The organism is Leisingera daeponensis DSM 23529, assembly GCF_000473145.1.
Lineage (GTDB): Bacteria > Pseudomonadota > Alphaproteobacteria > Rhodobacterales > Rhodobacteraceae > Leisingera > Leisingera daeponensis.
This window is the reverse complement of record NZ_AXBD01000006.1, coordinates 48,821-62,517: the sequence shown is the minus strand read 5'-3', so window position 1 is coordinate 62,517 and position 13,697 is coordinate 48,821. Positions and strand designations below refer to the sequence as shown.

Sequence of the window (13,697 nt, the reverse complement as noted above, 5' to 3'; positions counted from 1 at the left end):
TCAGGTGCAACTGGCCGGGCGGTTTCGCAGGGATCTGTTTTCAAATTTTTTGTCCTCAGGGAGGTCTGCTATGTTCAAGTTGATATTCGGTTTTTTCACGGCTCTGCTTTTGGCCTCAGCCGCGCAGGCGCAAAGCGGCTACAAGATCAAGACCGGCGATACGCTGCGGGTCGAAGTGCTTGAAGATGACAGCCTGAGCCGCAGCACGCTGGTGCTGCCGGACGGCTCCATCACGTTCCCGCTGGCCGGCGGCGTGGCCGCGGCCGGGCGGACGGTCGATCAGGTCCGGAATGATCTGACAAATGCCCTGACGCCCAATTTCGCCGCCAAGCCGCGGGTGTTTGTGTCGGTCGATGCGCTGGCGGAACCGGCGGTACGGTCCACCGTCGCTGCCCCCCGCGCCGTGCGCGCCGTTTACGTGATGGGGGAGATCACCACCCCCGGCATGCTGGAGGCAAGCCGCAGCACAACCCTGCTTCAGGCGCTTGCCCAGGCGGGCGGTCTGACCCGGTTTGCCGCTGACAAGCGGATTCAGCTGCGCCGGGGCGAAAAGATCTATCTCTACAATTACCGCACCAATGGCGGCAGCGGCATTTCCGGCAGCACGGTCCTGGTGCCGGGCGATGTGATCGTGGTGCCCCAGCGCCGCCTGTTCGAGTAGCCTGGCCCGGCCCCGGACGTTGCCCCCGGACGGGCCTCCGGACGGGCCTCCGGAGGGCAGAGCGGCCGCAGGGCCGGCCCCGTGGGGGCTGGTCTTGGGGTCTGGCCTGGGGTTCCGCCTGGGGTTCCGCCTGGGGTTTTGGCCCGGGGTTTTGGCCCGGGGTTTTGGCCTGAGGCCTTACCTTGGCTGGCGCAGCCACAGCCAGAACCGGGTCCGCCGCAGGCGCAGGATCATCTGCCATTCCAGCCCTGCCAGACGCGGCAGCCGCGACCTGAGCAGCCTGCGCTGATGCAGCGCCCAGCCCGCGAGGCTGCGCGGGCCTTCGGGGAACCCCGCTTCGGGAAACAGGTGCCGGATCAGGCGGCACTGCAATTCCAGCCCCAGCTTGAACCGGTAGGTGGAGAACTTCTCCTCGACCCGCTGCCAGCCGACCGGATCCCCGGGCACCGCGCACAGCTCGATCAGGTCGATCAGATACCGCAGGTGCACAAAGCCCGAAAACACGCCGCGGTCGTGCAGCATGTCATGCGCCAGGTTGGTCACCAGGCGCAAATGGGCATTCGGGATCCGCACGGCGCCCGCCCCGAACGGCACCAGGCGGCTGTGCTCTTCCATCTCGCGGGCGCTGATGACGCCGAAATAGCGTTCCGGGATCCGGTGATGGATGTCCAATGCGCCGGCAACATCCGCCCGGAAATAGCTGCCCAGGGAATACTGGTTGCGGCTGTTGGGGAATTTTTCATAGCCAAGGCGGCTCAGAACGCGTTCGACAGCGCCGTCCTGATCCGGGCTGGTCACGATATCCAGGTCAAAGGACATCCGCGCCGCATCGGCGGCGTCCGCGGCCTGGAACAGATTGACCGCCCCCTTCATCAGGCCCGCCTCCAGCCCTTCCGCCGTCAGCGCCGTCAGGACTTCGTCAAGCTGGGCTTTCAGCATCGTGTTGCGGGTGATGTTGGCGGCGTCCACCGAGGCCAGGTAGCTCAGGGCCTCGGGGTCGACCTGCCCGGCCTGGCCGGACTGCACCAGCCGCCTGTAGAGCAGCGGGCTGACAAGGTGCTCGTTGGCGCAGCCGATGATCTGCTCCCAGTCCGGGTCCGCGGGCACCCGCCCCTGCAGGCAGTGCGACAGATCTTCCAGAGCGGTCGGGGCCAAAACGGGCATCTGATCAGCCGCTCCCCGCCAGGCGCCAGGCCTCCCGGGCCAGGCTGCAGGCGTGCTCAAGCCCGTCATGCCGGGCCTGGAAAAACCGCGCCGAGCGTATCAGCGCCGCCAGGGAGTCAAAGCCGTCCCCCGACAGGCGGTCGTCCGCAGACCAGCAGGATGCCAGCATCATCCGGATGATGTCCTCTTCGGCGGTAACGGGCTCCAGCCCGGCCGGATTGTCCGGGCTGCGCTGCAGGAACAGCACGCAGCGGACGGGGCGCGCCGGAACCGCCCCGGCGTCCAAGGCCAGGTAGCGGACCCGCTTGCCGTCCGGCCGCATGTAGGCGGGCCGGTCCTCAAGCCCCGGCAGGCGCGGCGCAAGAAGCGGCAGCGAGCCGCATTTCAGCGTCGCCGGCAGGGGCAGGGACATCACCTCGCCGCCGCGGCGCAGCACCGCCAGATCATCCCCTTCCAGGGTGAAGCCCTCTCCGTGCAGCGCAACCGACAGGGTCGACTTGCCGCTGCCGGGATCGCCGCACAGCAGCATGTTCTGGCCGTCCGCGGAAACGGTCGCGGTGTGCAGCACCGGATCCTCCGATGCCTCCAGAACCTGGGTTGTCAGCAGATATTTCAGCGCGGCGCCGATTTCGTCCCAGCGGTGCCACTCCGGGTCTTCCCCGGCCCAGGCCAGCCCGGCCCGCGACTCTTCCTCGGCAAGGACAAGCTGGTCCGCCGCAGGCCGGTCCGCCACCAGCAGATGCCCGAAGAGGCTGCGCACCATAGCGGCGGTCTTTTCGCCGGTGCAGCAGATCCCGGTGGTGTGGCCGCCGATCGACAGGCACAGGCGCGCGGTGACCGGCACCGGCCCGGAGCGCGGCGCCAGATACCGCACGGCCCCTGCTTCCAGCAGCTCCATCAGCGTCTGGCGGCCATCGCCGCCGCCCGCCGATGCGGCGCAGACGAAATCCGCCACGCTGAGCCCGGCCGCCAGCCGGGGCCACAAGGCCACGGTCGTGTCAGATGCGTAGAACAGCTTCTGGTTATGAGGCAGAAACAAAAAATGGCGGGTTCCGGCGCTTGCGAGGCGCACATCAGGAACGGCCATAATTTGAGCGAGGTCCAAGAAATACCCTCTCTGAAAAAACAAAGGCAGCAATAGTCAGGGACCCGGCGGATATCCTCCGCCGGGCCCGTCCGCAGAACCTAGTGGTAGTGGCTGGTGCGGCGTCTCTTGCGGCCCCTTCTCTTCTTTCTCTTCTTCTTCTTCGGCTTGCCGCCAGACTTTGCGACAGCCTCCGATGACAGGGTTGTGGAGAGAAGGAAGGTCACCGCGGGCGTTGTTACGGCTGCAAAACGCCCGGCCTTTTGAAGGATCTCCCTGCGTTCAGGGGACTCCGGCTTATCTGTATGATCTGTCATTTTTACTCTACTTCACTGGTACTTTGGTTCGTCGAACACAATTAGGTCGATCAGGCTGTAAATCAGCAGAGGCGGCTCAAAATTTTTGCCGTCTCTGTTGGTTTCCCCCCCGCCGTCAGGGTGTTTTAATAACACCGGCTGATAAAACCTTAATAAATAGTGTGGCTCTTGCTTGGGCTTGAGTCAATATCTGCAGGGTACTCTGGCGGCACCCGCAGAGGCAAAAAAACCGCAGCCCGCAGCCAGGATGCGGGCGGTCCTGGCAGGGCACCGCCCCGCGGCAGCAGTGTCTGCGCAATTGGCGTTTGAAAGGGGCTGTGGTACTGTGTTGCGGTATACGCAAAGTGTTTTGTCCCCTTTGCGGCCGCCTGGACTCCGGGAAAACGGGCCTAGTTAGTTATCCGGGGAAACGGTCCTAGTTAGTTAAATGAGCAGGCGGCCTGCAGAGCCGCCGGGTTACGAGTTTTTGGGGGAAGTCACGTGTTTTCATCAGATGATTTCAGCGGCGGGGCGCTGGACCCTGCGGTGTGGAGTGTCGAGGGGCCGGCCGGGGTGGCGGCGGGCATCGGCGTCAACGCCACCGATGCTTACCTGGAGCTGATAACGCCGGACGGCAATTACGACGCCTGGAAGACCAACAATTCGGCGCGCGCGATGCAGGCTATCGCAGATGAGGATTTCCAGGTCGAGGCGCGCTTTCTGACCACCCCCGCCGAGCGCTTCCAGCTGCAGGGGATCCTGGTGGAGCAGGACGCCGGCAACTGGGTGCGGTTCGACACCTATTCCGACGGCAATGTGCTGCGGGTCTTTGCCGGGGTGACGGTGAACGGCTCCTCCTCCTCGCGGGTCAATGCGGTGATCCCGGCAGGGGAGGCGCAGTACCTGCGGGTGGACCGCGCGGGCGATGTCTGGACCTATGAATATTCCGCCGACGGCATCAGCTGGACCACGGCGGTGAGCTTCACCCATGCGCTGAGCGCCAGTTCGGCGGGGGTGTTTGCGGGCAATACCGCGCAGGCCGCGGGCTATACCGCGCAGGTCGATTACTTCGAGGTGGCGGGCGACCCGATCGCCGATGAGGACGGCAGCTTCACCCCGGTGAACACGGCGCCTGTGGCCCAGAATGACAATTACCTGCTTGCGCCGGACGGCAGTTTGACAGTGGACGCCGCCAGCGGCGTGCTGAGCAATGACAGCGACCCCGACGGGGATCCCTTGACGGTGTCCCTGGAAACGCCGGCGGCCAACGGAACCGTGGCCCTCAACGCGGACGGGTCGTTTTCCTATACGCCGGATGCCGGCGCCTCCGGCTCCGACAGCTTCCGCTACACGCTCAGCGACGGCACGGATAGCGTGACAGCCACCGTGACGCTGAGCGCCTCCGGCCCCGGCGGCGGCCCCATTGTCCAGGATGCCCCGGTGCTGACAACCGGCACGCCGGTTTTCAGCAAGGTCATTGTGTCAACCGCCATGCCGCTGACCCATGTCGGGCTGGGGGCGGATTTCGACGGCGACGGCGACATCGACGTGGCGGCCACCTCCGAGCAGAACGATTCCGTTGTCTGGTTTGAGAACGACGGCGCGGAGAATTTCACCGCGCATGTCATCGACAATGCGCTGGAGTCCTCTTATCCGGCCTCGGTTGCCGATCTCGACCAGGACGGCGACCCGGATATTCTGGCCGGCGGCTACCGCGACGATCTGTATGTCTGGTACGAAAACGACGGCACCGGCAGCTTTCAGCGCCACACGATTGCCGTCAAGGACGGGGCGCATTTCATCGAAGCGGCGGATATGGATGGCGACGGCGACCTTGATCTGGTGACCGCCAGCCAGGATTCAAATACCATTGCCTGGTACGAGAATGACGGCGCCCAGAATTTTACCGAGCGGGTGCTCGACAGCAATGCGGTTGAGGCCAAGACGGCGGTTGCAATTGATATCGACGGCGACGGCGATCTCGACGTGCTGGCCGCCAGCCACGGCGACGACACGGTGGCGCTTTATGTCAACGGCGGCAGCCAGAATTTCACCAAGCAGGTGATCGATAACACCGCCAACGGGGCCTATTACGTGACTGCCGCCGACCTGAACGGCGACGGCCTCACCGATATCGCGGCGGCGGCCAAGCTTGGCAACCAGGTCATCGGTTATTTCAATACCGGCAGCGGCTATACCAGAACCGTGCTGGCGTCCAATGTTCAGGGTGTAAGGTCAGTGATTGCCCAGGATGTCGACAATGACGGCGACACAGACCTGCTGGCGGCCAGCGTCGGCGACAATTCGGTGCGTTTCCTGCAAAACAACGGGGCCGGCGTTTTTGGCGCGGTGACGATAGATAGCAATGCCGTGGGTGCCTACACCCCGATGCCGGAAGACGTGAATCAGGACGGGCTGACCGATGTGATCGCCGCCAGCAAGACCGATGCCACCGTGGCGGTTCTGCTGCAGCACCGGGAGCAGTCCGCGGTCATGAACGCGGGCGAAACGCTGGCCATCGATGCTGCGCTGCTCTCGGCCACCGATACCGAGCAAAGCGCAGCTGAGCTGGTCTATACCGTGGTCACCGCCCCGGCACTGGGCGCGCTGCGGCTGAACGGCACCGATCTGGCGGCAGGCGGCAGCTTTACCCAGGCGGATGTGAACCAGGGGCTGGTTTCCTTTGCCACCACTGCCGGGACCGACGGGCTGGACGGGTTTGAGCTCGGCCTCAGCGACGGAATTTCGGCGCCTGCCAAGGTTGTCTTCGACTTCACCATCGGCACGCCTGCCTCGGGCAGCGGGCTGGTGTCGGATGATTTCAGCGGCGGGGCGCTGGATCCGGCGGTGTGGACGGTCGCGGGGGCGGCGGGCGTTTCGGCCAATCTGGCCAGCAATGCCAGTGATGCCTACCTGGAGCTGGTGACGCCGGACGGCAATTACGACGCCTGGCGGACCAACAATGCGGCGCGCGCGATGCAGGCCATCGCGGATGAGGATTTCCAGGTCGAGGCGCGCTTNCTGACCACGCCCACCGAGCGCTTCCAGCTGCAGGGGATNCTGGTGGAGCAGGACGCGGGCAACTGGGTGCGGTTCGACACCTATTCCGACGGCAGCAACCTGCGGGTCTTTGCCGGGGTGACGGTGAACGGCTCCTCCTCCTCGCGGGTCAATGCGGTGATCCCGGGCAGTGCCGAGTATCTGCGGGTGGACCGCGCGGGCGATGTCTGGACCTATGAGTATTCCGCCGACGGCATCAGCTGGACCACGGCGGTGAGCTTCACCCATGCGCTGACCGCCAGTTCGGCGGGGGTGTTTGCGGGCAACACCGGGCTGGCCGCGGGCTATACCGCGCAGGTCGATTACTTCGAGGTGGCGGGCGACCCGATCGCCGATGAGGACGGCAGCTTCACCCCGGTGAACCAGGCGCCGGATGCGGCGGATGACATCCGGTCCGCGGCCACCGATACGGCGCTGGTGATCACAATCAGCGGCCTGCTGGCCAATGACAGCGACCCCGATGGCGATCCCGTCACCTTCGGCAGCTTCACCGCTCCGTTGAACGGCACCCTGACGGACAATGGCGACGGCACCCTGACCTATACGCCCGATGCGGGCTACGAGGGGGCGGACAGCTTCACTTACACGATCGCCGATGACAGCGGCCTCACCGATACCGCGACGGTGACCGTCGCAGTCGGGCCGGTCATCGACGTCTGGTACGGGCCGGTGCAGACCTTTGGCCAGCCCGGTGTGCCGCAGACCTGGGTCAATATCCTGGGGGATGTGTTTGCCGAGGGGCTGGTGTCGCTGAGCTACACGCTGAACGGCGGTGCGGAGCGGTCTTTGTCGGCCGGCCCGGACCAGCACCGGCTGGAGAAGGCTGGGGATTTCAACATCGACATTGCCTATGCCGAACTGGATCCTTCCGCGGCCGACGATGTGGTGTCGATCATTGCCAGATATGAGGACGGCTCCACCTACACGCAGGATGTGACCATCCAGTATGAGGGCGGATCCGACTGGGATCCGAACTACTCGATCGACTGGTCCACGGTCACGAATATCCAGGACGTGGCCCAGATCGTCGACGGCAACTGGATGCTGACCGGCGACGGCGTGCGTCCCAAGGAGCTGGGCTTTGACCGCTTCATCACCCTTGGCGACGACACATGGGACTTTTTCGAAGCCCGGGTTGCGGTCACGCCGCATGACATGTCCATCGTGGGCGGCCTGTTCGGCTTCGGGCTGTGGTGGAACGGCCATACCGATGATTCCCCCATCCAGTGGCAGCCGCTGAGAGGGTTCACCCCTTCGGAGTTCCTGTTCTACAACCAGCATACCGGCACCCCGCATTTCGAGATCTTCCCCAATACCGGCGATACCAACTATGCGCTGGCCGAAGGCACGCGGTTCAATTTCCTGATGCGGGTCGAGCAGTCTGGCACCTTTGACCGGACCTACAAGATGAAGGTCTGGGAAGAGGGCACGGCCGAGCCGGTGGACTGGCTGATGGACCTGACGATCGGCTATGACGATCCGGTCACCGGGTCGTTTGCGCTGGTCGCCCATCATTACGATATCGAGTTCCACGATATCGCCATCACCGAAATCGAAGGCGGCGATGTGATCATCGGCGATGATACCGCCGAGGTGCTGGCGGCGGTGGAGGAAACCGCTCCGCTGCCGGGGCTGGGGGAGCTGGATGTCTTCACCGGCAATGGCGGCGGCGATGTGTTCGTTTTCGGAGACAACGGCACCGTCTATTATGACGACGGCGATGGCGCCACCAGCGGCGCGGACGATTACGGCTATGTCTGGGACTTCACCGCCGGCGACAAGGTGCGGCTGGCCGGAACCAGCTCGGATTACGTGCTGACCGAGGACGCCGCCGGGCTGCCGGCCGGCACCGCGATCTGGCTGGCAGGCAGCGGCGGCGATCAGGATGAGCTGATCGGCGTGCTGCACAATGTCTATGGGCTGAACCTGACGGGAGACGCGTTTGAATTCGCCGTCCTCGTCTGAATGCACGGCCGTCAGGGACAGCCGCCCTGCCGGCCGCACAGCCCGGGGTGGCCGGGTTTGCGGGGCGGGCTATGTGAGCATGGGTACCGGTAAACGAGTGAGCAGATGACAGATATTTCCGCGGCGCCGGCCTGCAGCATCGGGCTGCCGGTCTACAACGGCGAAAACTACCTGGAGCAGGCCATTCAATCCGTTCTGGCGCAGACGTTTCAGGATTTCGAGCTGATCATCTCCGACAATGCCTCAACCGATGGCACCGAGGCGATCTGCCGCCGCTTTGCGGAGCAGGATCCGCGCATTCTCTATGTGCGGCAGCCGCGCAATATCGGCGCCGCCAAGAACTACAATTACACATTCCACCTGGCCCGCGGCGAGTATTTCAACTGGCTGGCCCATGATGACATTCTGGGCCCCGCCTTTCTGTCGGCCTGCCTGCAGGGGTTCGAAGAGCATGGCGACGGCGCAGTCCTGGTCTACCCGGCGTTCAGGTATATTGATGACACCGGGCGGGAAACCGGGACAAGGGCGGCGTCCTGCGTGGAGACCTCAGCCCGCACACCGGCGCGGCGGCTCTATGAAACGCTGGACCAGCTGGCGGTCGTGACCTCGGTGTTCGGGATGTTCCGCCGGGACATGCTGGCCCGCACGCGCCTGATCGGTAGCTATATCGCTTCGGACTACGTGCTGCTGGCCGAATGCGCCCTGCTGGGGCATATCGTCCGGCTGGAGTGTGCGCCGCAGTTTCAGCGCAGGCTGCATAAGGATGGCTCGCAACGGGCCAACAAGACGCCGGATGCGGTGGCGAAATGGTTTGACCCGGATGCGGTTGCGGATCCGCGCCCCGCGCGGCGGCTGTCACGGGAATATCTGAACTCCCTCTGCCTGACCCCGGACCTCTCCACGTCGGACCGGCTGTCGGCCTTGGTCACGCTGGCCGTGCAGCGGGTGAAACTGAAGCTGCGGGCCCGCAAGAGGCAAAGGATGCGGCAGCGGGTGAAGAAGCCCGCGTTCTGAAGGCGTCCGGCCTGCTTCTCCGGCCCGCCGGTGCCGGCAGGCCGCCGGTCTGCAACTGCGCAAACAGAGCGCCTCAAGCCAGGCGGGTGCCGCCCGGCTTGAGGCGCTGCGATTCGCGATTGCGGGTCTTTGTGCGGCCGGGCCGGATGCCGCTCTCTGCCGGGCAGCGGCCAAGCACTTCTGCGGGCAGAGTTTTTGCTTGCGGAGTTGCCTCAAACCCCGCTTCCCGGATGTGACACGGGGCAGGGTAAACCGGCTCCACTGTTACAGAACAGCCCCGCGTTTTCCCAGACTTTCAACACCCGCGTTTGAGCGGGTTCCTGCCGTTGCGCGGTTCTTTGCGGACGGTTTGCGGGGCGAGCGGCTGAAACAAGCCGGCTTCCCGGCCGGATTGGATCGGGGCTTTCCGCACGGGGCGGCGGCAATTAGGTCGCTGCCAGGTTTTTACCAGTCCGCTGTCCGGCGGTGAGGGATCTGAGACATCTGCGGCATCCAGGGCCTGTCCCGGTGCTTCAGCCCCGTCTTCAGGGCCCGCCCCGGACAGTGCTGTTTCGGAATGTAAGGAATGTAAGAGTGTCGGCCGCACCACTCGGCGGCTGATTGCCAGTGAAAGGAAATCACATGACCGTTTGGCATTCGTCTGACCTCGGCTGGTCCGCGGGTCAGGATGTCTCCAGCGCGTTTGCGTCGCTGCTGTCGAGCAAGAAATTCAAGGCCGGCGACACGCTGGTTCTTGAGGATACCTACAAGATCTCGGGGGCGCACCTGCGGCTGCCGGAGAATTTCACCCTCACCGCCAAAGACGGCGCGGGCCTCGATGTGCGCACCACTTCGGCCACCGACACCTCGCCGCTGTTCCTCCTGTCCAAAGGGGTGACGGTCGATAACGTCACCTTCGACGTGGTGAACGCGCCGAAGACAAGCTACGACGGGATCCTTCCCGCTGCGGGCCAGGACTACCACAAGAAGCGGGTTCTGGTCGTCGAGGGCGATGGGGTCACCGTCAAGGACAGCGCCTTCTCGGGCAATGTGTCGATGCATATCGATGTGCAGGGCGGCAACGGCCTCACCGTCGACAGCAGCCTGTTCGAGGGCGGCTTCTACCAGCTGCGCGTCGTGGCCGGGGACGGCGCCACGATTTCGGGCAGCCATTTCCGCAAGTCGCTGGGCGATGGCATCAAGACCGAGAGCTCCTCGTCCGGTGACGGGCCGTCCAACATGACGGTGACCGGCAGCTTCTTTGAGAGCAACGCCCGCGACGGCCTGGACACCGCTGGCGGGTTCCGCAACGGCAAGGTCCTGGATTCCGTGTTCTACAACAACGGCGTCAGCGGCTTCGACCTCAAGAGCTCGTATCACGACAAAACGGATTTCAACCCGGAAAAGTGGAACACCAACATCACCGTTGACGGCAGCCAGTTCATCAACAACCCCAACGGCATCGTGGTCAGCGCGGTCGACAGGACCGGCCTGCTGAACGCAACCAACGCGAAGGCGATGCCGCACGACATCCACATCAGCGACACGATCTTTGAAGCCACCGGCTCCAACTCCGGGCGGGCGTTCCTGATCAAGGACGGCTATGACATCACCTGGGAGGGGATCTCCCTGCTCGGCAATGTCAGCGAGCTGCGCTTCATGAACGCTTCCGGGCTCAGCCTCTCGGGCACCAATGTCGGCGGCGACATCGAAACCACCGGCGCGCCGCGGAAGCTGTCCGTCAGCGAGCTGTGGTCCGGCTCCGCTGGCCCGGTTTCAGGCGGCGAGAGCGAAGGCGGCTCCGGCGGCAGCACTGCACCCGCACCCGAGCCCGAGCCTTCGCCGGAACCCGAGCCGCAGCCCAAGCCGGCCCCGGAGGAAGACACTTCCGCTCCGGCCGGCAGCGGCGAGACGCTGTTCCAGCGGTCGGGCGCGATGGAGTTCGACGGAACCGCCGCCAAGGTGATCGAGGTGGCGCCGTCCGCCGGCACAAATGCCCAATCCGCAACGGTGTCCTTTGCGTTCAACGCGGACAAGGTCAGCGGCAGCCAGGGGCTCGTGTCCAAGGACGCCCGCGGCACAACCGTGAACGACGGGCATTTCACCTCCTACATCAAGGACGGCACCTTGCACGTCCGCTACCAGGAAGGGTCTGCCTCCAAGACTCTGACGATGGACGGCATCGAGGCGCACAAGGACTATGACGTGCGCACCAGCTTCGGCGACGGCCAGGTGTCCCTGTGGGTCAACGATGTGCTGGCGGATTCCGCCGCCTTCAAGGTGGACTGGATGGACAACAAGGAGTACCTGCAGATCGGCGCAAACGGCTGGGCCAGCAAGTCCGGCGCGGCCGGCTTCGTGGATGCCTTCGACGGCACCATCTCGAACGTCGGGATCACCGAAGGCTTCAACACCGCAGCCGCGGTCTCCGGTGCGGGCGGCGGTGAAACCGGAACCGGCAGCACGGAGACGGACACCAGCACCCCTGCGGCACCCGAAGGCGGCACCGGCACGGACACCAGCCTGCCGGCGCTTGCGGACGTCTTCGAGCTGGACGGCCCGATGGAGTTCAACGGCACGGACAGCTCGGTGCGGGAGTTCGCGCCGGACCAGGCGCTGCAGGCGGAGGCAGGCAACATCGCCTTCACCTTCAATGCCGACACGGTCAGCGGCCGCCAGGGGCTGGTCTCGAAGGATGCCTATGGCGCCGATGCCAACGACGGGCATTTCACCAGCTACATCAGCAACGGCTCGCTGTTCGTGCGGTTCCAGGAGGGTGCTGCGTCGGAAACCTTCGAAGTCACCGGCATTGAGGCGGACACCGATTATTCGGTCAGCGCCAGCTTCGGCGGCGGCAAGGTTGCGCTGCGGCTGAACGGCGAACTGGCCGGAGAGGCGGACTTCGAGTTCGACTGGCTGGACAACGCAGAGCACCTGCAGGTCGGCGCCAACGGCTGGGCCAGCAAATCGGGCGAAGCGGGCTTCACCGATGCCTTTGACGGCACCATCAGCGATTTTGCGATTGCCACCGGCAGCGCGGCGCTGAGCGACGACTTCCTGCTCGTCTGACACCAATGCGGTGCAGGATCCTGTCCTGCACCGCAGCTGCTTGCGGCGTCAATTCTCCGCAAACCCCTGTGCGCCTCTGGCGCCGCAGGCCAGGCCGGAATAACAGTATGTCAGATACTCCAGGTTCAAGGTCCGGCATGGCGATTCCTTCTTTCTTTATATCCGTTTGCGCAATGTGGATTGCCGTATTTTCCCTATGGTTGTTTTTTGGATTATCATTCGTATTTTCGGTTGTAATAGGTTTTCTTTTTTCCATCGCCCTGTTTTTCGCAGCGCTTTTTTTGGGCAAAATTAAATCAATGAGATCAATTGCTTCCGGGGTCCGCGGCCGCGCTCCCGGGGAATTCAATTAAACCCGCGCCGTTTAAATTTTCCGGCGTAGTTTTCAGCAAATATTCTTAAAATTTTACCTTGGCAGAACGGCACCCGGACGGCATACTTGTCTGGCGGCCTGCTTGCAGTGTGTTCCAATGGCCGCATGTGAGGGGTCTGGGGGGACTGATTTTCACAGATTCAAATGCCCATCCCGCCTGTTTTCAGGGGCTGGATTTCTTGTTTCGGGCAGCCGGTTTCTGTGCCCTCCGTGTATGGGTTTAGTAGACGGTTACAAGTTAAATGAAGAATGGTGTTATGTTAAAAGTCGCCGCCAAGAGGTATTATTACCCTGGCGGGGAGGGGGAAAATCTCTCAGGGGCGTTTTCCCGTGCCGCGAAACGGCGTGCCTACCTGGTGTCCAAACGTGCAGCGGATATTCTGATCAGCCTGGCCTGCTTGCCGCTGCTGCTTGGGATCTGCTGCGTTCTGCTGTGCCTGAACCCCTTCGGGAATCCGGGTCGCCTGTTCTTCCTGCAGCAGCGCTGCGGCCGGAACCGGCAGGGGTTCACGATGATCAAGTTCCGCACCATGACCTGCAGCGGCGCAGGCTGCCGGGGGGCGGACGATCCGCTGGAGACCTCCCGCATCACCCCCCTGGGGCACTGGATGCGCGATACCAAGCTCGATGAGCTGCCGCAGATCCTGAACGTCCTGATGGGGCAGATGAGCCTGATCGGCCCGAGACCCGAAATCTTCTCCTTTGCCGAAACCTACCGGCAGGCGATTCCCGGATACGGCATCCGCGAAACCGTCAAGCCGGGCATGAGCGGCTATGCGCAAGTGACCCAGGGCTACACCGATTGCATCGAGAAGGCCCGGGAAAAACTTGAGCTGGATGCGCACTATGTCCGCAACATGGGGTGGCGGCTGGATCTTTTCGTATTAGTTGCAACAATCAAGATCGTATTTGGCTGGCCGCCGCGCCTGTAACGAAAGCAGTCTTGTGCATTGTGATTTGGTATCGGTTTCAAAGAAGCTGAGCGGGGCCGCCTTGGCGTGCCCGGCCGGCGTGTTTCAGAAAGCAGGGCGG

Annotated in this window: 8 protein-coding genes; 5 read left to right on the top strand and 3 right to left on the bottom strand. The window is 63.8% G+C overall.

Annotation, left to right across the window (positions count from 1 at the left end; genetic code table 11):
• Positions 1 to 70 precede the first annotated feature (70 nt).
• Positions 71 to 661: a polysaccharide biosynthesis/export family protein gene (locus DAEP_RS0100225; RefSeq protein WP_027243255.1), complete on the top strand. Its 591-nt coding sequence runs from the start codon at positions 71 to 73 to the stop codon at positions 659 to 661.
• A 177-nt stretch (positions 662 to 838) separates the two neighbouring features.
• On the opposite strand, the gene DAEP_RS0100220 is transcribed toward DAEP_RS0100225, so the two are convergent.
• The 3 genes from DAEP_RS0100220 to DAEP_RS23855 all read right to left on the bottom strand — a co-directional run bounded on the left by DAEP_RS0100220 (position 839) and on the right by DAEP_RS23855 (position 3,226).
• Positions 839 to 1,825 (bottom strand): nucleotidyltransferase family protein, encoded by a 987-nt coding sequence (locus DAEP_RS0100220; protein WP_027243254.1) that lies wholly within the window; start codon positions 1,823 to 1,825, stop codon positions 839 to 841.
• A 4-nt stretch (positions 1,826 to 1,829) separates the two neighbouring features.
• Positions 1,830 to 2,912, bottom strand: coding sequence for a hypothetical protein (locus tag DAEP_RS0100215; protein WP_027243253.1), 1,083 nt, complete (start codon positions 2,910 to 2,912; stop codon positions 1,830 to 1,832).
• A gap of 98 nt (positions 2,913 to 3,010) precedes the next feature.
• Positions 3,011 to 3,226, bottom strand: coding sequence for a hypothetical protein (locus tag DAEP_RS23855; protein ID WP_154665012.1), 216 nt, complete (start codon positions 3,224 to 3,226; stop codon positions 3,011 to 3,013).
• A 480-nt stretch (positions 3,227 to 3,706) separates the two neighbouring features.
• Here DAEP_RS23855 and DAEP_RS0100210 point away from each other — a divergent pair, with 480 nt between their 5' ends.
• From DAEP_RS0100210 to DAEP_RS22285, 4 genes are all read left to right on the top strand, one after another.
• Positions 3,707 to 8,230, top strand: a complete 4,524-nt coding sequence (locus tag DAEP_RS0100210) for an FG-GAP-like repeat-containing protein (protein WP_027243252.1) — start codon at positions 3,707 to 3,709, stop codon at positions 8,228 to 8,230.
• A gap of 105 nt (positions 8,231 to 8,335) precedes the next feature.
• Positions 8,336 to 9,244, top strand: a complete 909-nt coding sequence (locus DAEP_RS22290; RefSeq protein ID WP_051337286.1) for a glycosyltransferase family 2 protein — start codon at positions 8,336 to 8,338, stop codon at positions 9,242 to 9,244.
• Positions 9,245 to 9,865: 621 nt separating this feature from the next.
• Positions 9,866 to 12,292 carry a right-handed parallel beta-helix repeat-containing protein gene (locus DAEP_RS0100195; RefSeq protein WP_027243251.1) on the top strand — a complete coding sequence of 809 codons (2,427 nt, stop codon included), beginning with the start codon at positions 9,866 to 9,868 and terminating at the stop codon, positions 12,290 to 12,292.
• A gap of 729 nt (positions 12,293 to 13,021) precedes the next feature.
• The gene (locus DAEP_RS22285; RefSeq protein ID WP_245595036.1) at positions 13,022 to 13,597 is read left to right on the top strand and encodes a sugar transferase; all 576 of its coding nucleotides are present in this window, start codon (positions 13,022 to 13,024) and stop codon (positions 13,595 to 13,597) included.
• Positions 13,598 to 13,697 lie beyond the last annotated feature (100 nt).

What these genes read in the sequence shown, in the direction of transcription:
- DAEP_RS0100225 (WP_027243255.1), top strand. Translation starts at nt 71, where the DNA reads ATGTTCAAGTTGATATTCGGTTTTTTCACGGCTCTGCTTTTGGCCTCA.
- DAEP_RS0100215 (WP_027243253.1), bottom strand. Translation starts at nt 2,912, where the DNA reads ATGGCCGTTCCTGATGTGCGCCTCGCAAGCGCCGGAACCCGCCATTTT.
- DAEP_RS0100195 (WP_027243251.1), top strand. Translation starts at nt 9,866, where the DNA reads ATGACCGTTTGGCATTCGTCTGACCTCGGCTGGTCCGCGGGTCAGGAT.
- DAEP_RS0100220 (WP_027243254.1), bottom strand. Translation starts at nt 1,825, where the DNA reads ATGCCCGTTTTGGCCCCGACCGCTCTGGAAGATCTGTCGCACTGCCTG.
- DAEP_RS22290 (WP_051337286.1), top strand. Translation starts at nt 8,336, where the DNA reads ATGACAGATATTTCCGCGGCGCCGGCCTGCAGCATCGGGCTGCCGGTC.
- DAEP_RS23855 (WP_154665012.1), bottom strand. Translation starts at nt 3,226, where the DNA reads ATGACAGATCATACAGATAAGCCGGAGTCCCCTGAACGCAGGGAGATC.